The 17,675-nt window shown below is 72.9% G+C and carries 16 protein-coding genes and 3 tRNA genes; 15 read left to right on the top strand and 4 right to left on the bottom strand.

Features of this window, described 5'->3' with window-relative positions:
• The first annotated feature begins 665 nt into the window (after positions 1 to 665).
• From LCD33_RS06795 to LCD33_RS06810, 4 genes are all read left to right on the top strand, one after another.
• Positions 666 to 1,091, top strand: coding sequence for an SsgA family sporulation/cell division regulator (locus tag LCD33_RS06795; RefSeq protein ID WP_184478055.1), 426 nt, complete (start codon positions 666 to 668; stop codon positions 1,089 to 1,091).
• A gap of 155 nt (positions 1,092 to 1,246) precedes the next feature.
• Positions 1,247 to 1,319: transfer RNA gene (locus LCD33_RS06800), tRNA-Gly, on the top strand.
• An 80-nt stretch (positions 1,320 to 1,399) separates the two neighbouring features.
• Positions 1,400 to 1,471, top strand: a tRNA-Cys gene (locus tag LCD33_RS06805).
• A 1-nt stretch (position 1,472) separates the two neighbouring features.
• Positions 1,473 to 1,547 (top strand) — tRNA-Val (locus LCD33_RS06810).
• A 107-nt stretch (positions 1,548 to 1,654) separates the two neighbouring features.
• Here the strand turns inward: LCD33_RS06810 and LCD33_RS06815 are convergent.
• The 3 genes from LCD33_RS06815 to LCD33_RS06825 all read right to left on the bottom strand — a co-directional run bounded on the left by LCD33_RS06815 (position 1,655) and on the right by LCD33_RS06825 (position 5,461).
• A complete protein-coding gene (locus tag LCD33_RS06815) occupies positions 1,655 to 2,680 on the bottom strand; it encodes an ABC transporter permease (RefSeq protein WP_224956241.1) in 1,026 nt (341 codons plus the stop codon).
• 67 nt (positions 2,681 to 2,747) lie between these two features.
• On the bottom strand, positions 2,748 to 4,400 hold the full coding sequence (locus tag LCD33_RS06820; RefSeq protein ID WP_224956240.1) for an NAD-dependent malic enzyme: 1,653 nt from the start codon (positions 4,398 to 4,400) through the stop codon (positions 2,748 to 2,750).
• 155 nt (positions 4,401 to 4,555) lie between these two features.
• Positions 4,556 to 5,461 (bottom strand): aldo/keto reductase, encoded by a 906-nt coding sequence (locus tag LCD33_RS06825; RefSeq protein ID WP_224956239.1) that lies wholly within the window; start codon positions 5,459 to 5,461, stop codon positions 4,556 to 4,558.
• Between the two features lie 90 nt (positions 5,462 to 5,551).
• Here LCD33_RS06825 and LCD33_RS06830 point away from each other — a divergent pair, with 90 nt between their 5' ends.
• The 6 genes from LCD33_RS06830 to LCD33_RS06855 all read left to right on the top strand — a co-directional run bounded on the left by LCD33_RS06830 (position 5,552) and on the right by LCD33_RS06855 (position 12,410).
• Entirely contained in the window at positions 5,552 to 6,115 is a 564-nt protein-coding gene (locus LCD33_RS06830; RefSeq protein ID WP_224977628.1) for a TetR/AcrR family transcriptional regulator, read from the top strand.
• Between the two features lie 104 nt (positions 6,116 to 6,219).
• A complete protein-coding gene (locus LCD33_RS06835; protein ID WP_224956238.1) occupies positions 6,220 to 7,848 on the top strand; it encodes an ABC transporter ATP-binding protein in 1,629 nt (542 codons plus the stop codon).
• Entirely contained in the window at positions 7,845 to 9,605 is a 1,761-nt protein-coding gene (locus LCD33_RS06840) for an ABC transporter ATP-binding protein (protein ID WP_224956237.1), read from the top strand. Before LCD33_RS06835 ends, LCD33_RS06840 begins: the two co-directional genes overlap by 4 nt.
• 301 nt (positions 9,606 to 9,906) lie before the next feature.
• A complete protein-coding gene (locus LCD33_RS06845; RefSeq protein ID WP_224956232.1) occupies positions 9,907 to 10,830 on the top strand; it encodes an SPFH domain-containing protein in 924 nt (307 codons plus the stop codon).
• Positions 10,831 to 10,894: 64 nt separating this feature from the next.
• On the top strand, positions 10,895 to 11,098 hold the full coding sequence (locus LCD33_RS06850) for a hypothetical protein (protein ID WP_224967351.1): 204 nt from the start codon (positions 10,895 to 10,897) through the stop codon (positions 11,096 to 11,098).
• Between the two features lie 313 nt (positions 11,099 to 11,411).
• A complete protein-coding gene (locus LCD33_RS06855) occupies positions 11,412 to 12,410 on the top strand; it encodes a DUF418 domain-containing protein (protein ID WP_224956231.1) in 999 nt (332 codons plus the stop codon).
• A gap of 18 nt (positions 12,411 to 12,428) precedes the next feature.
• On the opposite strand, the gene LCD33_RS06860 is transcribed toward LCD33_RS06855, so the two are convergent.
• Positions 12,429 to 12,995 carry a TetR/AcrR family transcriptional regulator gene (locus tag LCD33_RS06860; RefSeq protein ID WP_224967350.1) on the bottom strand — a complete coding sequence of 189 codons (567 nt, stop codon included), beginning with the start codon at positions 12,993 to 12,995 and terminating at the stop codon, positions 12,429 to 12,431.
• A 95-nt stretch (positions 12,996 to 13,090) separates the two neighbouring features.
• Here LCD33_RS06860 and LCD33_RS06865 point away from each other — a divergent pair, with 95 nt between their 5' ends.
• The 5 genes from LCD33_RS06865 to LCD33_RS06885 form a co-directional block, all read left to right on the top strand.
• Entirely contained in the window at positions 13,091 to 13,369 is a 279-nt protein-coding gene (locus LCD33_RS06865) for a hypothetical protein (protein WP_224956229.1), read from the top strand.
• A 526-nt stretch (positions 13,370 to 13,895) separates the two neighbouring features.
• Entirely contained in the window at positions 13,896 to 16,232 is a 2,337-nt protein-coding gene (locus LCD33_RS06870; RefSeq protein WP_224977629.1) for a nitrate- and nitrite sensing domain-containing protein, read from the top strand.
• Between the two features lie 7 nt (positions 16,233 to 16,239).
• Complete coding sequence (locus LCD33_RS06875; RefSeq protein ID WP_224956227.1) at positions 16,240 to 16,668, top strand: roadblock/LC7 domain-containing protein; 429 nt, start codon at positions 16,240 to 16,242, stop codon at positions 16,666 to 16,668.
• A gap of 44 nt (positions 16,669 to 16,712) precedes the next feature.
• Complete coding sequence (locus LCD33_RS06880) at positions 16,713 to 17,033, top strand: DUF742 domain-containing protein (protein ID WP_224956226.1); 321 nt, start codon at positions 16,713 to 16,715, stop codon at positions 17,031 to 17,033.
• 16 nt (positions 17,034 to 17,049) lie between these two features.
• Positions 17,050 to 17,675, top strand: a 626-nt coding sequence (locus LCD33_RS06885) for an ATP/GTP-binding protein (RefSeq protein ID WP_374228427.1), incomplete at its 3' end; no start/stop codon positions are given.

Below are 17,675 nucleotides of genomic sequence, written 5' to 3' on the forward strand. Positions count from 1 at the left end.
GGCGGGGCTGTGATCTGCGGGTTCGCCGCAGCGCGTCCGCGGATGCGGCGCGGCGCCGGGTCGCGGGACCAGGATACGGGCCGTGCTCCCGGCGGCCCGGTCGGCGCAGGTCCGAGAAGGGTTGCGCGGGCCGACAGAATGTGACGTGCGTCATGACGTGGTTTTTCCCAGTTCTGGCACCGGGATCGGCCGCGCCGCTTCGAGCCTGGTCACACTGTGGCACCGCTCTCCTCGACCGGGTGGCGGCCAGGCGTGAGGGCTTCCGCGTCCGGATGTCGGGGTTAGTCCGTCTCGGCGAACGCTCGTGGCGAGTGTCTCAGCACGACCCGCGGAAACCCCTGTGGGCGCAGGCTCATCGCCTATCCTGGAAACCGTGCCCGGCAGCGGCGGAGCGGGAGTTCGACGACGGTGCCGGAAGCGTTGTGGGGATGGTCCGACCGGTGCTCCGGACGGCGCCGGGAACCGGTGCCGATGACTCGGACCGATGTTCGATCGGGGGGTGCGATGTGGCCACGCTGCGCAGTTCACCGACCGCGTTCCGAAGTTCAGTATGCCCCGACCGGGTGATGTAAGGCCCGGTGGCGAGCAGATGACCCCGCAGAGGCGTCACAACTGTGTTGCTCGGTCGATAAGCGGACCGGGAGGGAGTTAGGAAGGCGAGGACGATGCGAAACGATCACGTGACACTCCGTTCGACGGCGGTGTTCGATCTGCTGGCCCCGCAGACGCCGGCCGTGCCGGTCCAGGTCGAACTGCGCTACGACACCCGCGACCCCTACGCGGTCGTGGCCGCGTTCCGCACCGGTCGTGCCGGTTGGGTCGAGTGGGTGTTCGCCCGCGACCTGCTCGCGGACGGGCTCATCGCGCACGCCGGTGAGGGGGATGTGAGCATCCGGCCCGCGGTGGACGACCCCGAGGTCGTCGCGATCGAGCTCAGTTCGCCGTCGGGGCACGCGGTGTTCGAGGCCTCGGCGCAGGAGCTGGCGGACTTCTTGGACCGCACCTACGACGTCGTGGTCCCCGGGAACGAGAACCTGTGGGTCAACGTCGACGACGCGCTGACCCGGCTGCTGCCGCACGACCTGTCCTGACGATCACGCCCGTGACCTGCGCGGTCCGGCTCGGCGCGGACCGGCGCGGGCGGCGATCGACCCCCCTTTGATCGCCGGGGGCGGCGTGGTCTAAAGTTCTCCGTGCAACGCGGCGGTGACTCCGGAGCCGAGCCGGAGAGTTCACCGCGGTGCACGCGGATGTAGCGCAGCTGGTAGCGCATCACCTTGCCAAGGTGAGGGTCGCGGGTTCGAGTCCCGTCATCCGCTCTGGGAAACCGATCGGGTCGAACTCGGGTTTCCGGGTATCGGCACCCGGTCGCTCGGAGTCCGGCCCAGCGCCCCAACCCGGCGGAGTGGCCGAGTGGCTTAGGCAAGGGCCTGCAAAGCCCTGTACGCGGGTTCGATTCCCGCCTCCGCCTCGCGCGATTAGCTCAGTGGGAGAGCGCTACCTTGACACGGTAGAGGTCACTGGTTCAATCCCAGTATCGCGCACCAGATTCCCGTAGCGCGCACCAGCGGTTCCGAGCCCCTGTCGGTCATCACCGGCAGGGGCTTTCGCACGCCCGGGCGCCCCGGCCTCGGGCGCGGAGTGCTCAGGGGGACTACTCGCGGTCGGTCGCGTCGGCGGTGTCCCGCCCGCCGGGGTGGCGGTGGCGCCACGTCCAGAAGACCGCGCAGGACACCAGCGCCCACGCCGCGAGCACGAGGAAGGGCTGGGCGTGCTGGTACTCGCCGAAGTAGACGGCGGTGTGCTGGGCGTTGACCGAGGCGCCCGGCGGCAGCCAGCGGCCGATCCAGCCGAGGACCGACGGCAGCAGCGGCCAGGACACCGCCCCGCCGGACGAGGGGTTGCCGATCAGCACCATCAGGCCCCAGGTCGGCAGCATGGCCCAGCGCCCCAGCAGGGTGTTGAACATCGTGAACACCATGCCGGACGAGAACATGGTGAGCGCCAGGATGAACCACGACTCCACGAACGGGAACGAGACCGCGCCGAGCAACCAGTCCACGGTCGCCGTGATCGAGAAGCCGCCGAGCAACGCGTAGGCCGCGGTGAACCCGATCCGTTCGAGCGGGTCGAGCCGCCGCGCGTGCACGCTGAGCTGGATTGCCCCGACGAAACCGATGATGACGGCGGCCAGCGACACGTAGAAGAGGGCGAGCCCGCGCGGATCGCCGCGCTGCAGCGGCTTGAGGTCCACCACCGTGACCGGCACGCCGATCGACGCGCCGACCCGGGGTCCCGCGCCGGCGAGGACCTGCGCCACCGTCGAGCCGGCGGCGCCGGCGACGTCGAGCCGGATGCCGCCGTCCTGTCCGCTGAGGATCGCCAGGACCTTCTGCTGCTCGACGGCGGCGACGGCCTCGGCGTGCGAGGCGAAGCGGTGGAGTTCGATCCCGGCGTCCAGCGCGTCTTCCATCCCGGCGACGAACCCGGCCTGCGGGGGCGGGGCGGGGCCGTCGACCACCGCGGCCGGGATGCGGTGCGGAGTGGGATCGGCCATGGCGAACGTGTACGTCCCGGCGAACAGGCCGGCCGCGGCGGCGAGGATGAGGACCAGGACGGTCGCGGGCAGGAACGGCGAGTTCCGGAACGCCGTCCACGGACCGTGCCTGCGCTCGCTCACGTCGTCACTCCAGGTCGGATGGTTGCTTCGGGCCGGGCGGTGGAGTCCGGGCCGGTGCCGCGCGGGATCAGCGGGTCACCGGCGGTCCGTAGGTGGGCTGCCACATCGCGTCCTGCACGGCTTGGACGAGGTTGTCGGGTTCGGTGGTGGCGACGCCCTCCTGGACGGCCGCCGCCGCGACCGCGACGGCGACGGCGGCCGACGAGGCGCGCAGGTTCCGGACCGGGGGCAGCAGCGAGGCGCCTGGTTCGGAGACGTCGGTCTGGTCGGCGACCGCCTTCGCCGCCGCCAGCAGCATGCCGTCGGTGATGCGCCCGGCGCGGGCCACGACGGTGCCCAGCCCGAGGCCCGGGTAGAGCAGCGCGTTGTTGGCCTGCCCGATGGTGTGGGTGGTGCCCTCGTAGGTGACCGGGTCGACCGGGATGCCGGTCGCCATGAGGGCCTTGCCCCCGGACCACGGGATCGCCTGCTGCGGCAGCACCTCGATGCGCGAGGTGGGGTTGGACAGGGGCAGCAGGATCGGCCGGTCGACCCCGGCGCAGAGCGCTTCGACGACCTCGCGGGTGAACGCGCCGTGGGCGGTGGAGGTGCCGATGAGGATCGTCGGCCGGACCTGCCGGACCGTGCTGAGCAGGTCGATCTCGCCGTCGACGCGGTCGAAGTCGCGCGCCTGCTCCGCGGGCCGGGCGTAGGCGGACTGGTGCTCGGGCAGGCCGGCCATGTCGTCGGTGACCAGGCCGTGCTCGTCGACCAGCCACACGCGCGCTCTCGCCTGTTCCGGGGTGAGGCCGTCGCGGACCATCGCGGCCGAGATCTGGTCGGCCATGCCGGTGCCCGCGGTGCCCGCGCCGAAGACGACGAGCCGCTGCTCGGCGAACGGCTGCCCGGTCACCTGGAGCGCGGAGAGTACGGCGGCCAGGACGATGGCGCCGGTTCCCTGCAGGTCGTCGTTGAAGATGCGGCGGGTGCTCGCGTTGTCCACCAGGATGCGCCGGGCGTTGGCCGGGCCGAAGTCCTCGAAGTGCAGCAGTGCGCGCGGGAAGAGCTCGGTGGCGGTGGACAGGTACAGCTCGATGAAGTCGTCGTAGGCCTGGCCGGTCGTGCGGGCGTGCCGGTTCCCCAGGTACATCGGGTCGTTGAGCAGCAGCTGGTTGTCGGTGCCGACGTCGAGGTTCACCGCGAGCACCCGCCCCGGGTGGATCCCCGCGGCGGCCGTGTAGACGGCGAGCTTGCCGATGGAGATGTCCGTGCCGTTGACGCCCCAGTCCCCGATCCCGAGGATCTGCTGCGCGTCGGAGGCGACGATGAGGTCGACGTCCTCCGGCCCCAGCCCGAGGTTCTCGAAGGAGGCCGCCACGTCCTGCGGGCGGTCGATGGACAGGTACACCGCGCGGGACCGGCGGTAGTCGCGGCTCCACTGCTGGATCGCCTCGCCCACGGTCGGGTCGTAGACCACGGGCAGCAGCTCCGGCAGGTGGTCCACCAGCAGCTTGAAGTACAGCGTCTCGTTGCGGTCGTGCAACGTGTCCAGGTAGATGTACTTCGCCAGGTCCGTGGGTTGCCTGCCGAGCTGGGCGTAGGCCCTGGCCGCTTGCTGGTCGAGGGTCTCCACCGCCGACGGCAGCCGGCCGGTCAGCCCGAGCTCGGCGCGTTCGGCCGGGGTGAACGCGGTGCCGCGGTTGTGCAGCGGGTCGCGCAGCGCGGTCGGAATCCTGGCCACGGCTCCTCCGTTCCCTCGCGGAAGTGGAGGCTCGGGGGGCCCGCGACCTGCGCGGACGTGCCACCGCGGACGACGTCCGGCCCCCTCGGGCCACGCTAGCGCCCGGTGACCGGACCGGCACGGCCCGCGGGCAGGGGCCGTACCGGCCGGGGCGGTCAGTCGACGACGATGTCGCCGGACCGGCTGGGGATCGCGTCGAGCGCGGCGACGGTCTGCTCGTCGAGGACGAGGGATCCGGCGGCCACGTTCTCCTCCAGGTGCGCGAGGGTGGCGGTGCCGGGGATGAGCAGCACGTTCGGCGCGTGCTGCAACAGCCAGGCGAGGCCGATCTGCGCGGGCGTGGCGCCCAGGGCGCGGGCGGCGTCGAGGACGGCGGGCTCCTCGGTCACCTTCGGCATTCCGGCGAACGGGCCGCCGAGCGGGAAGTACGGCACCCACGCGATGCCCTCGGCCCGGCACAGCCGCAGCAGTTCCTCGTCGCCGCGGGAGAGCAGGCTGTAGGCGTTCTGCACGCAGGTGATGCCCGCGGGTAGCGCGCGCAGCAGCTCGTCGAGGCCGACGTTGCTGATCCCGAGCGAGCCGATCTTGCCCTCGTCGCGCAGCGCGATCATCGTCGCGAGCTGGTCGTCGAGGTCGACGCGCTGGTCGCCCTCCGCGCGCAGGCCGGGGCCGGTCTCCGCGCGGCGCAGGTTGACCAGGGCGATCTGCTCCAGCCCGAGGCCGCGCAGGTTCGCCTCCAGTTCGTCGCGCAGCTCCTCGGGGCGTTGCGCGAGGCGCAGCGGCAGCGGGCCGTCCGCGTCCGGGGTGGCGCCGACCTTGCTGGCGACCAAGGCGCCGTCGCCGACCGCGTCGCGGATGAGTTCGTTGGCGAGCCCGTGGCCGTAGAACTCGGCGGTGTCGATGTGGTCGACGCCGAGTTCGAGCGCTCGGCGCAGCACCGCACGGCCCGCAGCGCGGTCGTCGTGCAATCGTTCGAGCTGCATCGCGCCGTAGCCGACCCGGGCCACGGTGCGGCCGGCGAGTTCGGCGCGGCCGCCGGGGGTGGGTGTGGACGCTGACATGGGGGTTCCTGTCCGTGTGGGAAGATGGGGGGACGGAGGCGGAGGGGCCTCCGGTATGGCGACCGTAGCACGACCGGAGGAGCCTCCGCTTTGGTTGGATCCGAGAGACCCGCCCGCGCCGACGCGCGCCGCAACCGCGAGAAGCTCCTCGCGGCCGCGTCCGCCGCCTTCGCTGCCGGTGGCACCGTCTCCCTGGAAGCGGTAGCCCGCGAGGCGGGAGTCGGGATCGGCACCCTCTACCGCCACTTCCCGACCCGCGAAGCACTGGTCGAGGCCGTCTACGCCACCGAGCTCGACGACGTCGCGGGCAGTGCCGCCGCACTGCTCGCCGAACTCCCGCCCGACGCGGCGCTGCGCGCCTGGATGCGGCGGTACGCGGCCTTCGTCGCCACCAAGCGGGGCATGTTCGACACGCTCTCCGCGAGCTGGTCCGCCGGGAGCATGTCGGTGTCGACCACCCGGGAGCGGATCACCGGAGCCCTCGCGACCCTGCTCGAAGCCGGGGCGCGGGACGGGTCGCTGCGCGCGGACGTCGAAGCCGAGGACGTCCTCGCGATGCTGCTCGGCGCTTTCCACTCCGCCGTCGCGGAAGGGGCGCCGGAGCGGACCGACCGGGTGCTCGACCTGGTGCTCGACGCCGTGCGCCCCCGCTGAGACGAGTTCCACGGACGTGTGATCAGCGATACCTGGCGTTCCGCGTCCGAATTAGGTAAGCCTTACTAGCCGTGAGAAGGGGGCCGATCATCGGGACCGCAAGCGTGGACGCGAAGGAACGCGGAGGGACGTCGCGCGCACGCCGCCTCGTGCTGCGCAGGCAACGGGTGCGGGTGCTCATCGCCTCCCTGCTGCTGATGGGGCACCAGGCCTGCGAGGCGCTGGTCCCGCTGGCGATCGGGCTCGCCGTGGACGAGGCCGTGGCCACCGGCGAACCGTGGGCGCTCGTCCGGTGCGTGTGCGGGCTGGTGCTGCTGTTCACCGTACTGACCACCTGCTACCGCTGGTTCGCGCGGCTCGGCCGGGCCGCGGCGATCGACGAGTCGCACGCGCTGCGGGTCCAGCTGGCCGGCCGGTCGCTGCTGGGCTCCGGGACGCGCCGGAGGCACGGCGAGCTGCTGGCAATCGCCTCCTCCGACGCCGACCAGGTCTCCCGCGCGGTGATCTGGGTGGCCGGACTCGCCGGATCGATCTCGGCACTCGGCGTCAGCTGCGTCGTGCTGCTCGGCATCGACGTGCGGCTGGGCGCGCTGCTGATCGTGACGGCGGTGGTCACCACCCTCGGGCTGAACATGGTCTCGCCGATGCTGTCCCGCCGGGTCTCCGGGCAGCAGGACGGCCTCGCCGCCGCCTCCGCGCTCGCCACCGACCTGGTGACCGGGATGCGGGTGGTGCGCGGCCTCAGCGCGCAGGACGGCGCCGTCGCCCGGTACCGGGAGGTCAGCAGGCGCGCGGAAGCCGCCGCGATCCGCGCGGGCGTCGGGCGGTCGCTGCAGCTGGGGGCGACGGTGCTGGCCGGGACGCTGGTGCTGGCGGTGTCGGTGGGCGCCGCCGGGCTGCTCGCCGTCGAGCAGGTCATCACCGTCGGGTCCTTCGTCGCCGCCGTCGGCGCGGCCCAGTTCATCGCCGAACCGCTCTCCGCCGCCGGGATGTACCTGCAGATCGGAGCGGCCGCGCTGGCCAGCGGTCGGCGCGTCGACGCCGTCCTCGACGAGCAGGAAGACGCGGCGGGCGACACCGGGCCCGCGACCGGACCGCGCGTGGAGCTGCGGCTGGACCGGGGCGGCTGCACCGGCGTCGTCGCCGAGGGCCGCGACGTCGAGCGGATCCTCGAAGTGCTGCGCGGCGACCCGGCGGGCGCGCGCAACGGGCTCACCGTCACCTGGACCGGCGGCGAACCGGACGCGGTGCACGTCGAACCGCGGCAGGCGCAGCTGTTCACCGGGACCATCGCGGAGAACCTCGCGCTCGGCCGGGACACCGCGGGCGAACCCCGGCCCGCGCTGGTCGCCTCCGGCGCGGCGCCGTTCGTCGACGCGCAGCCCGACGGCCTCGACGAGCACGTGCGGGCCCGCGGGCTGAGCCTGTCCGGCGGGCAGCGGCAGCGGCTCGCGCTCGCCCGCGCGCTGCACGCCGACCCCGACGTGCTGGTGCTGGTCGACCCGACCACCGCGCTCGACTCGGTGACCGAGGAGGCCGTCGCCGACGGGCTGCACGCGCTGCGCCACGGCGACGGCGAACCCCGCACCACCGTCCTGATCACCACCAGCCCGGTGCTGCTCGCGCGCGCCGAGCGGGTGCGGTTCCTCACCGCGGGCGGGGAGGTCGTCACCGGCGAGCACCGGACCCTGCTGGACGAGCACGCCGACTACTACCGAAAGGTCGTGGGATGAGCGGGACCACTCGCGCACTTCCGCTCGCCGGCGCCGTCGAGGTGCGGCGCACCGTCGCCGCCTACCTGCGCCCGCACCGCGGGCTGTCCGCGGCGATGGTGGCGACGGCCGTGCTCGCGGCGCTCGCCGGGCTGGTCGCGCCGTGGGCGATCGGCGGGCTGGTGGACGGGGTGCTGGCGGGCACCACGCCGGCGGAGATCGTCGTGCGCACCGCCGTCGTCGCCGTCGCCGGCCTGCTCAGCGCGGTGCTCACCGCGGTCAGCGCCGCCCTCGTCGCGAAGCTCGGGCAGCGGGTGCTGGCCCGGATGCGGGAGGACACCGTCTCCGCCGCGCTGCACCTGCCGTCCGCGGTGATCGAGCGCTCCGGCCGCGGCGACCTGCTCAGCCGCGTCGGCGACGACGTGGCGGTGATCAGCCAGGTCGTCGCCGCGCTGCTGGCGCCGTGGATCACCGCCCTGCTGACGGTGGCCCTGACGATGGGCGGCCTGTTCGCGCTCGACCCGTGGCTGATGGTGGCGGGGATGCTGGCGCTGCCGGTGTACGGGTTCTCGCTGCGCTGGTACCTGCCGCGCGCCGCGCGCCGCTATTCCGCGGAGCGGGCCGCGTTCGCCGACCGGGCGGAGTCGCTGGTCTCCGCGCTGGAGGGGCTGCCCACGCTGCGCGCCTACGGCGCCGAAGCCGAGCACGTCGGGCTCGTGGAGCAGTCCTCGGACCGGGCGCGCGGGCTGTCCCGCAGCGTCGTGTGGTTCTCCACCCGCTGGGGCAAGTGGATGAACATCGCCGAGCTCGTCGGGTTGTCCGCCATCGTCGTCGCCGGGTTCGTGCTGGTCGACGTAGGTGCGGCGACCGTCGGCGCGGTCACCGCGGCGGCGCTGTACTTCCACCGGCTGTTCAACCCGCTGAGCCTGCTGGTGGCCAGCTTCGACCAGGTCCAGTCCGCGTTCGCGAGCCTGCAGCGCATCGTCGGCGTCCTCGGCATCCCGCACGAGCGGCCGGCCGGGACCCACGACGGCGCGCCCGCCGCGCTCGTCGCCGACGGGGTGACCTACCGCTACCCGGGTTCGGCGGAGCCGGTGCTGCACGAGGTGTCGCTGCGGATCGAGCCGGGGGAGACGATCGCGCTGGTCGGCGCGAGCGGTGCGGGCAAGTCCACGCTGGCGACGCTGCTGGCGGGACTGGTCGCGCCGGACGAGGGCACCGTCACCTTCGGCGGGAGCCCGGTGGCCGGGACGGGCGCGGTGCTGCTGGTGCCGCAGGAGGCGCACGTGTTCAGCGGCCCGCTGATCGAGGACCTGCGCCTGGCCCGGCAGGACGCGACGGAGGCGGAGGTCCGGCACGCGCTGGACGTCGTCGGCGCCGACTGGATCGAGGAGCTGCCCGAGGGCGTGCACACCGCCGTGGGCGAGCTCGGCCACCCGCTCGGCCCGGACCGGGTCGCGCAGGTGGCGCTGGCCCGCGCGCTGCTCGCCGACCCGGCCGTGGTGCTGCTGGACGAGGCGACGGCCGAGGCGAGCAGCCGCGAAGCCGGCCGCCTGGAGGACGCCGCGGCCGCGGTGCTGCGCGACCGCGCCGGGCTCGTGGTGGCGCACCGGCTGCGGCAGGCCGCGATCGCCGACCGGGTGCTGGTGATGGACGACGGGCGCGTCGTCGAGTCCGGCGCGCACGACGAGCTGCTCGCCGCGGGCGGGCACTACGCGCGGCTGTGGGAGGCCTGGAGCACGCCCCGTCCGGAGGCGAAGCTGGCCCTGGAGGGCTGAGGCCACTTCCTCGCTGCGAGATCGTTGTCAGCGGTGGTTCCGCTTCGGCGGCGGCGCTGCCCTCGCTGAGAACCCGCGGACGGCCCGGTTGATCGGGTGGTCGGCGGCTCAGCGGCTTCGCCGCAGGCAGAGCCGGTACGACGCTCCCGGGAACTGGCCGTCTCGGGCATCCCCGTGGGGATGGGGGATTCCGGTGTTCGTCCATTGTGGATCGGATCGGGCGGGGGCCCGTGCCGGTGAAAAGTGATATCACTGTGCTACCGTGTTGCCAGGAGAACGATCACCGACGTCAGGGGGACTCATGACCGTTCAACTCGAAGACCGCGAGACGGAGACCAGGCCGGTGCGGATGCCCGAATCCCCGGTCGTCGAACAGCAGGCGTTCCGGCTGCCCGGCGTGCTGATGGCCGTGCTCTCGCTCGTGCTGGTGCTCGGCGGTGCCGGGGTGCTGGTCCCCGGGCTCGCGGACGAAGCCGCCGCCCTGATCGCCACTGGGGTGGTGCTCGGCGTCGTCGGGCTGGTGCTCTCCGGCGGGCTCGTCGCCGTCGCGCCCGGTGAGGCGCGGGTGCTGCAGTTCCTCGGCCGCTACACCGGCACCGTGCGCCCGGCCGGGCTGCACTGGGTGAACCCGTTCAGCAGCAAGACGAAGGTCTCCACCCGGATCCGCAACCACGAGACCGCCGTCATGAAGGTCAACGACTCCGACGGCAACCCGATCGAGATCGCCTCCGTCGTGGTGTGGCAGGTCGCCGACACCGCGCAGGCCACCTTCGCGGTCGACAGCTTCGTCGAGTTCGTCGAGACCCAGACCGAGACCGCCGTGCGCCACATCGCCACCAGCTACCCCTACGACGGCGACGGGGAGCAGCCCTTCTCGCTGCGGGACAACGCCGACGAGATCACCGGCAAGCTCTCCGCCGAGATCGCGGCCCGGGTGCGGGCCGCCGGGGTCGACGTGGTCGAGTCCCGGCTCACGCACCTCGCCTACGCCCCCGAGATCGCCCAGGCCATGTTGCAGCGGCAGCAGGCCGGAGCCGTCGTCGCCGCCCGGCAGCGCATCGTCGAAGGCGCCGTCGGCATGGTCGACCTCGCCTTGCAGCGGCTGTCCGAACGCGAGGTCGTCGAGCTCGACGAGGAGCGCAAGGCGGCCATGGTCAGCAACCTGCTGGTCGTGCTCTGCGGCGACACCCAGCCCGTCGTCAACACGGGTTCGCTCTACCACTGATCGGGCGCGGGGCCGCCGGTGCGGCCCGAACCCTCGGACGGGCGAGAGAGGTGAAGGCGGGAACATGGCCGCACGCAAGGGTTTCCTGCTCCGGCTGGACCCGGCGATCCACGACGCGCTCGCCCGCTGGGCGCAGGACGAGCTGCGCAGCACCAACGCGCAGATCGAGTTCCTGCTGCGGCGCGCCCTCGCCGACGCGGGCCGGCTGCCCTCCGACGCGGGCGGGCCCGCCAAGCGCGGCAGGCCGCCGAAGTCCACATCGGAATGACGGCTCCCGGGCCGGGGGGGTTCCGGCGGCCCCCCCGGCCCCCCCCCCCGGGGGGCGCGGCCCCCCCCCCGCCCCCCCGGGGGGGGGCGCGGGGGGGGCCGGGGGGGCCCCCCCCCCGGGGGGGGGGGCCCCCCCCCGGGGGGCGCCCCCCATAACCACCTCCCCAACGCCGGCCCCGGGGGGGGGGGGGCCCGGCCCCCCCCCCGCCCCCCCCGGCCCGGATGGCCGATCCGCCCGACCGGACGCCCGGGTGACGCTCGATGGTGAGCCGGGGTCTCCCGGCACCCGCTGCGCACCCCGAAGGCGAACCACGATGTCCTCTCCCACCCGCACCGCCCCACCTGCCAGCACCGCGCCGCGCCGGCGGATCGGCGAGATCGACGCGGTGCGCGGCCTGGCGCTGTGCGGGATCCTCTTCGTGAACATCCCGCCGATCATGGAGATGAGCGGCATCGTCGACCAGCAGGTGCTGCCCGGGCGGCACGTCCTCGACCTGTTCGTGCAGGAGCGGTTCTTCCCGATCTTCTCGCTGCTGTTCGGCGTCGGCTTCGGGCTGTTCCTGCGCGGCGCGGGTTCCCGGCACCCGCGGCCGCGGCTGCTGCTGGTCCGCAGGCTGCTGGCGCTGTTCGCCGTCGGCCTGCTGCACTCCCTGCTGCACCCGGGGGAGGCGCTGACGCCGTACGCGCTGTTCGGGCTGGTGTTCCTGCTGCCGCTGAGCTGGGCGAACCGGTGGGTGAACCTGGTGCTCGGCCTGGGCGGGCTGAGCACCGCGCTGGTGCTGTTCGGCGGGGGCCTGCCGCTGATCCCGGGGCTGCTGGTGCTCGGTTTCGCCCTCGCCCAGCTCGGGGTCCCGGAGGCGCTGCCGCGGCTCGGCGGGTGGATCGGCGCCGTGTTCGCGCTCGCGGTGCTCGGCGCGGCGGTGGCGCTGCCGGTGCAGGAGCGGGATCCGCTGATGGCCGGGTTCGCCACCCCCTCCGGCGTGGCCGGGATCTGCCTGGCCACCGCGTACGCGACCGGGCTGCTCCTGCTGCTGCGCACGCCGCTGCGCGGGGTGCTGGGGGCGGTGCTGGAGCCGCTCGGGCGGATGGCGCTGACGAATTACGTGACCGCGACCTTGCTGCTGATCCCGCTGGGGCAGGTGGCCGGGCTGCACGGGTCCAGCGCGTACGGGGCGATGGCGCTGCTGGCGACCGGCATCCTGCTGCTCCAGCTGCTGTGGAGCCGGTTCTGGCTCGCGCGGTTCCGGCAGGGACCCCTCGAATGGGCCTGGCGCTGCTTCACCTGGTGGGACGTGCAGCCCTTCCGCCGCTGACCGCGGGTACCCGCTCGATCAGCCGACCGGCGCGGGGCCGGTGAGGACGTGGCGCACGATCGGCGCGGCCCAGGCGGTGAGCTCCTCGTGGCCCATCTCGGCGACGCCCGGGTCGGCCAGCACGTAGCGGCTGGTGGCGAGCCCGATGACGAAGACGCCGAGCAGCCCGGCGCGCTGCCGCGGGTGGTCCGGGGCGATGGCGGTCAGCCGCGGGGCCACCTGCGCGGTGAAGACCTCGCGCATCTTCTCCGCGGCGGTGGGGCTGGTCGTGGCGGCGCGCAGCAGCGCGAGGAAGGTGCCGTCCCGGTCCCACTCGGCGAAGAACCGGGGCAGCAGCGCCCCGGCCAGCTCGTCGGGGGCGAGGCCGGCGAGGTCGGGCAGGTCGAGGGTGAAGTCGGCGGCGGCCGCGAACAGTTCCTGCTTGCCGCCGAAGTACCGGATGACCAGCGCCGGGTCGATGCCGACGTCGGCGGCCACCGCCCGCAGCGTGGTGCGCTCGTAGCCGTCGGCGGCGAACCGGGCGCGGGCGGCGGCCAGCAGCTCGGCGCGGGTCTGCTCGGCGTTGCGGGAACGCGGTGCGGCCATGCCCCCAGCCTAAGTCACCGCGCGTTGACCTGGTTCGGGTGGCGTGGCTGCGGAGCAAGTCGCCAACGGTTGACTCGTGTGCCGAGGAGCCGGCCATGCCGCGCGGGCGCCGCCCGCCGGAGAACGGGAAGCTGCAGGAGATCTGCGACCACGTGCCCGTCGACGGCGGTGCGATCGCGGTGGAGCCGGAGCGGCGCGGAACCGATTCAGCGACCGTCCGCGAACTCGCGGCGGGGCCCGGACTGCTCCTGGTTCGTCCGGACGGGTACCTCGCCGCTGCCGCGCGCGCCGCTGCGCCGGAGCCCGTGGCGGAATGGCGGCGCGCCGGCTCCCTGCCACCGATCGTGCGAAGCCGGCTGCGGCCGTACGGGTGAAATAGTGGGACGCATTCCGTTGGGCCGAATGCGGAAATGGGCCGCACGACCCGCTTCCTTTCCGGATGTGCATTCCGTGTCCGGCTCCGCCGGAAGGGTGGGCCGAGCGACGGTGGTCGCGGACCGGGTGGTGGTCCCGGGTTCTCGACGGGTCCGGGACCGCTTTTCGCGCGCCCGGTGCGGTAGGGGGTTTTCGCCGCGCTGCCAACCGAAAGCGGAGCGTGACGTCGGTCGGCGCGGAAATGGTGGACGACTCCGGGGCCGAACACCGGTGCCCTGATCATCTTCCGTTAAAGTGTCTCGCGCAGGGGGGGAATGCACTTCCGCTCGTGCTCGGCAAGAGCGGAAGACGACGGTGTGTGGAAGGAGCCGTGTCCCCGGGAAGACGCCTGTTCAGGCCATCCATCGGCGAGACCTCCTGCCCGTTGCCATCCGGGCGGACGAGTCCAGCGGCCCAGGCCGCGCCCGCCGGGACGCGCGCGTTCCCGCAACACACCACGTCAGATGACCGACAACGTGGAGCGCTGTGAGTACAACAGATCCCGACAACGTCACCAAGCCACCTGGTGAGCCGCAGAGCACCTCGGAAAGATCGATCCGCTCCAGCCTGACGCTGGCGGTCACGATCCCCTGGATCGTCGTGCTGGTGCTGTGGCTGGTCTGGTGCGCGACGTTCGTCACCGACGGCGTCTACACCCGGGTGATCGGTTCCGGCGTCCGGCAGGTCTCCCTGCCCGCGGTGGCCGCGCTCGACGCGCTGCAGTCCGAACGGCGGCTGAGCCAGGACCTGGCCTCCGGCGGGACAACCGACCAGGCGGAGCTGAGCGAGCAGCAGGCCCGGACCGACGTCCTGCTGGACCGGATGAACGAGGCCGTCCAAGCCGCGATGAGCACCGCCCCGGCGGAGATCGCCGGCCCGGTCGACGAGCTCAGCGGCGAGCTGGGCAAGCTCGACCAGATCCGCGGCAGGCTCGCGAACGGGCAGATCTCGGCCGGCGAGGTCACCGACTACTACGACAACGTCTTCGACATCGCCACCGACCTGTTCGACACCCAGTCCCGACTGGTGCCGGACTCGACGACGGCGCAGGGCGGCATCGCGGGTACCGCGCTGTTCCGCTCGACCGACCTGATGTCCCGGGAAGCGGCGCTGATCTCCAGTGGCCTCACCGCCGGGCAGCTGACGCCGGAGCAGCACCTGCAACTGCTGCGCCTCAACGGTTCGTACCACTCCGAGATCGAGAACAACGTCGCGTACCTGAAGCCCTCGGTGCAGGCGCGGTACCAGAAGCTCATCACGGAGAACCCGGACTGGGCCCGGCTCGTCTCGATCGAGAACTCCCTCATGCAGGGCGGCCCGGGCGCCGACCTCACCGAAGCGGGCGTCTCGCTGGAGGAGTGGCAGCGGCTCACCGAAGCGGTCAACCGCGAGCTCACCTCGATCACCAGCGAGCAGGTCGACCTGCTGTCCGCGGAGACCGTCGAGAACGGTGACCAGGCGATCACGATCGCCGTCGCCGGTGCCATCGCCGCCGGTCTGTTCTCCCTCGGCTTCTTCTTCTGGACGCGTCGCCGGTACCGCTCCGTCATCGACGGCTCGCTGCTGCCGCGTCTGCAGCGGCTCAGCGCGGAGGCCCGCGAACTGGCCGAGAAGACGCTGCCCTCGATGATGTCCCGCGTTCGCGCGGGCGAACGGGTCCAGGTCGAGTCCACCTCGCTGCAGGGCTACGGCGGCGACGAGATCGGCCAGGTCGCCGACGCCTTCCGCGCGTTCCAGCAGGAAGCGCTGCAGGCGGCGGTGAACGAGGCCGACACCCAGCAGGGCGCCCTCACGTTCTACATCGGACAGACCCGGCGCGTGCAGTCCGCGCTCGGCCCGCTGCCGCAGCGCCTCGACGCGCTGCTGCAGAACGAGGAGGACCCGGACCGGCTCGGCGCCCTGTTCGCGCTCGACGAATCGGTCACGCAGGCCCGGCACGTCGTGGAGAACCAGCTGGTGCTCTGCGGTGCCGCCCCCGGCCGCCGCTGGAGCAGGCCGCGGGACCTCACCGAGATCCTCCGGGCCTCCGCCGCGGAGACCAAGCACCACGACCGGCTGCGGCTGGGCCACGTGCCCAACGTCAGCGTCACCCCGGGCGTCATCGGCGACATGCTGCGCATGTTCGCGGAGCTGTTCGCGAACGCGGCGTCGTTCTCGCCGCCCGGCACCGATGTGCACGTCGAAGCAGTCTCCGTCGGCAGCGGTCTCGTCGTGCAGATCTCCGACCGCGGCGTGGGCATGACCCCGGAGGCGCGCAGCAACGCCAACGAGACCATGAAGAACCCGCCCGGCTTCGCCTCGCTGGTGAAGCTCGGTGACCGCGGCGAGCAGCTCGGCCTGTTCACCGTCGCCCAGCTCGCCGAGCGCAACGAGTGGGTCGTCGAGTTCGGCACCTCGATCTACCAGGGCGTGCGGGCCGAGATCTTCATCCCGCAGGCCCACATCGTCACCGATGAGGACGAGGAGCGCCGCGACTCGTGGAGCGGGGACGTGCCGGTGGCCAAGGCGGGCGCTCCGGCGCAGCCGCTGCCCACCCGGGTGCCGTCGGCCTCGGCGAGCACCGCCGTCGCCGAACCGGCCGTGCGGCAGCCGAAACCCGACGCGGCCCCCAGCGCGAGCACGGAAGGCAAGGACATGGAACGACCGCCGCTGCCGCAGCGGGTTCCCTACGCCGATCTGCCCGTCGGCTTCGGCGAGGACGAGCCGACCGACCGGCAGAGCGCTCCCGAGTTCGCCCCGGGCTTGATGACCTTCTTCAACGCCGACCGGCGCTCGCGCGACGAGTCCGGCAACAAGCCCGATTCCGACGACGACATGCAGTGAGGAAAGCGTGAACGAACTGATGAACTCCCGGAAGCCGGACCTGGACCTGGCCTGGCTCCTCGATCAGATGCTGGACAACGTGCCGGACACGTTGCACGCGCTGGTGCTCACCCATGACGGCCTGCCGGCGGCGTTCTCCAAGAACCTCGACCAGGACCAGGCGGACAAGATCTCGGCCGCCTGCGGCACGCTGCGCGCCACCAGCAAGGCGCTCAGCTACGAGCTGGAGGGCGGGGACATCGACATGAACCTGCTCGCCACCGAGACGATGTCCATGTACGTGCTGGCCGTCGACCCGCGGAACTCCGTGCTCGTCGTCGCGGGCCGCAGCGTCGACGCCGAACAGCTGCAGTACGAGATGCGCCGCCTGATCAAGAACGTGGGTGAGCGGCTCGGCAAGGGCGCGCGCAACCCCATCGGTGCGGAGAAGCATTGACCGGCCCCGATCCCGACGCGTGGTACGACGACGACGCTGGCCGGATGGTGCGTTCGTACGCGCTGACCGGCGGCCGCACCCCTGACGCGGCCATCAACCTGGACCGGGCAACCCAGGTCGTGGCGACGCTGGCCGACACCGGCCGCAGCGCCGCCGCGACGCCCGAGCACGAGGCGATCCTGGAGCGCTGCGGCGCTCCGCAGTCGATGGCGGAGCTGTCCGCCGGGCTGGGCCTCCCGCTGGGCGTCATCCGGGTGCTCTGCTCCGACCTGCTCGAACACGGCTCACTCGCGCGTTCCCGCATGGTGCAGCCGCGCGACCGCGACATCTTGGAGGCAGTGCTTGCCGGACTCAACAGGCTCTGACGGCGCCACGCCCGTGATGCCGGACTCGGTGAAGCTCGTCGTCGCCGGTGGCTTCGCCGTCGGCAAGACGACCTTCATCGGGTCGGTCAGCGAGATCACGCCGCTGAGCACAGAAGAGGAAATGACCGAGGCGAGCGTCGGCGTCGACGACCTCACCGGTACCGAGACCAAGCGCACCACCACGGTCGCGCTGGACTTCGGGCGCATCACGATCTCCCAGGAGATCGTGCTGTACCTGTTCGGTACCCCGGGGCAGGCGCGGTTCGGTTCGCTGTGGACGGAGTTGTCCACCGGCGCCATCGGTGCGGTGGTGCTGCTGGACACCCGGCGGCTGGCGATGGGCTTCCCGTCCATCGACTTCTTCGAACGGCGCGGGATCCCGTTCGTCGTGGCGGTGAACTGCTTCGACAACACGGAGTTCTCGTACACGGAGGAGGAGGTCCGCACCGCCGCCGCGATGGGACCGGAGACCCCGATCCTGTTCTGCGACGCGCGGGACCGGGACTCCAGCAAGAAGGTGCTCGTCACGCTCGTGAAGCACGCCCTGCAGCAGCGGGACCCGGCCGCCGCGGCGCGCGCGGGCGCGGGGGGGGGGGGGGGGGGGGCGGCCCCGGGCCCCCCCCCCGCCGGGGTTGGGGGGGC

Origin of the sequence: Saccharopolyspora sp. 7B (assembly GCF_020177435.1) — a bacterium.
In the GTDB taxonomy this organism is placed as follows: domain Bacteria; phylum Actinomycetota; class Actinomycetes; order Mycobacteriales; family Pseudonocardiaceae; genus Saccharopolyspora_C; species Saccharopolyspora_C gregorii.

Bases quoted from the DNA above. Each gene is read 5' to 3' on its own strand.
- LCD33_RS06795 (WP_184478055.1), top strand. From the start codon at position 666: ATGCGAAACGATCACGTGACACTCCGTTCGACGGCGGTGTTCGATCTG.
- LCD33_RS06825 (WP_224956239.1), bottom strand. From the start codon at position 5,461: ATGTCAGCGTCCACACCCACCCCCGGCGGCCGCGCCGAACTCGCCGGC.
- LCD33_RS06840 (WP_224956237.1), top strand. From the start codon at position 7,845: ATGAGCGGGACCACTCGCGCACTTCCGCTCGCCGGCGCCGTCGAGGTG.
- LCD33_RS06845 (WP_224956232.1), top strand. From the start codon at position 9,907: ATGACCGTTCAACTCGAAGACCGCGAGACGGAGACCAGGCCGGTGCGG.
- LCD33_RS06850 (WP_224967351.1), top strand. From the start codon at position 10,895: ATGGCCGCACGCAAGGGTTTCCTGCTCCGGCTGGACCCGGCGATCCAC.
- LCD33_RS06855 (WP_224956231.1), top strand. From the start codon at position 11,412: ATGTCCTCTCCCACCCGCACCGCCCCACCTGCCAGCACCGCGCCGCGC.
- LCD33_RS06860 (WP_224967350.1), bottom strand. From the start codon at position 12,995: ATGGCCGCACCGCGTTCCCGCAACGCCGAGCAGACCCGCGCCGAGCTG.
- LCD33_RS06865 (WP_224956229.1), top strand. From the start codon at position 13,091: ATGCCGCGCGGGCGCCGCCCGCCGGAGAACGGGAAGCTGCAGGAGATC.
- LCD33_RS06880 (WP_224956226.1), top strand. From the start codon at position 16,713: ATGGTGCGTTCGTACGCGCTGACCGGCGGCCGCACCCCTGACGCGGCC.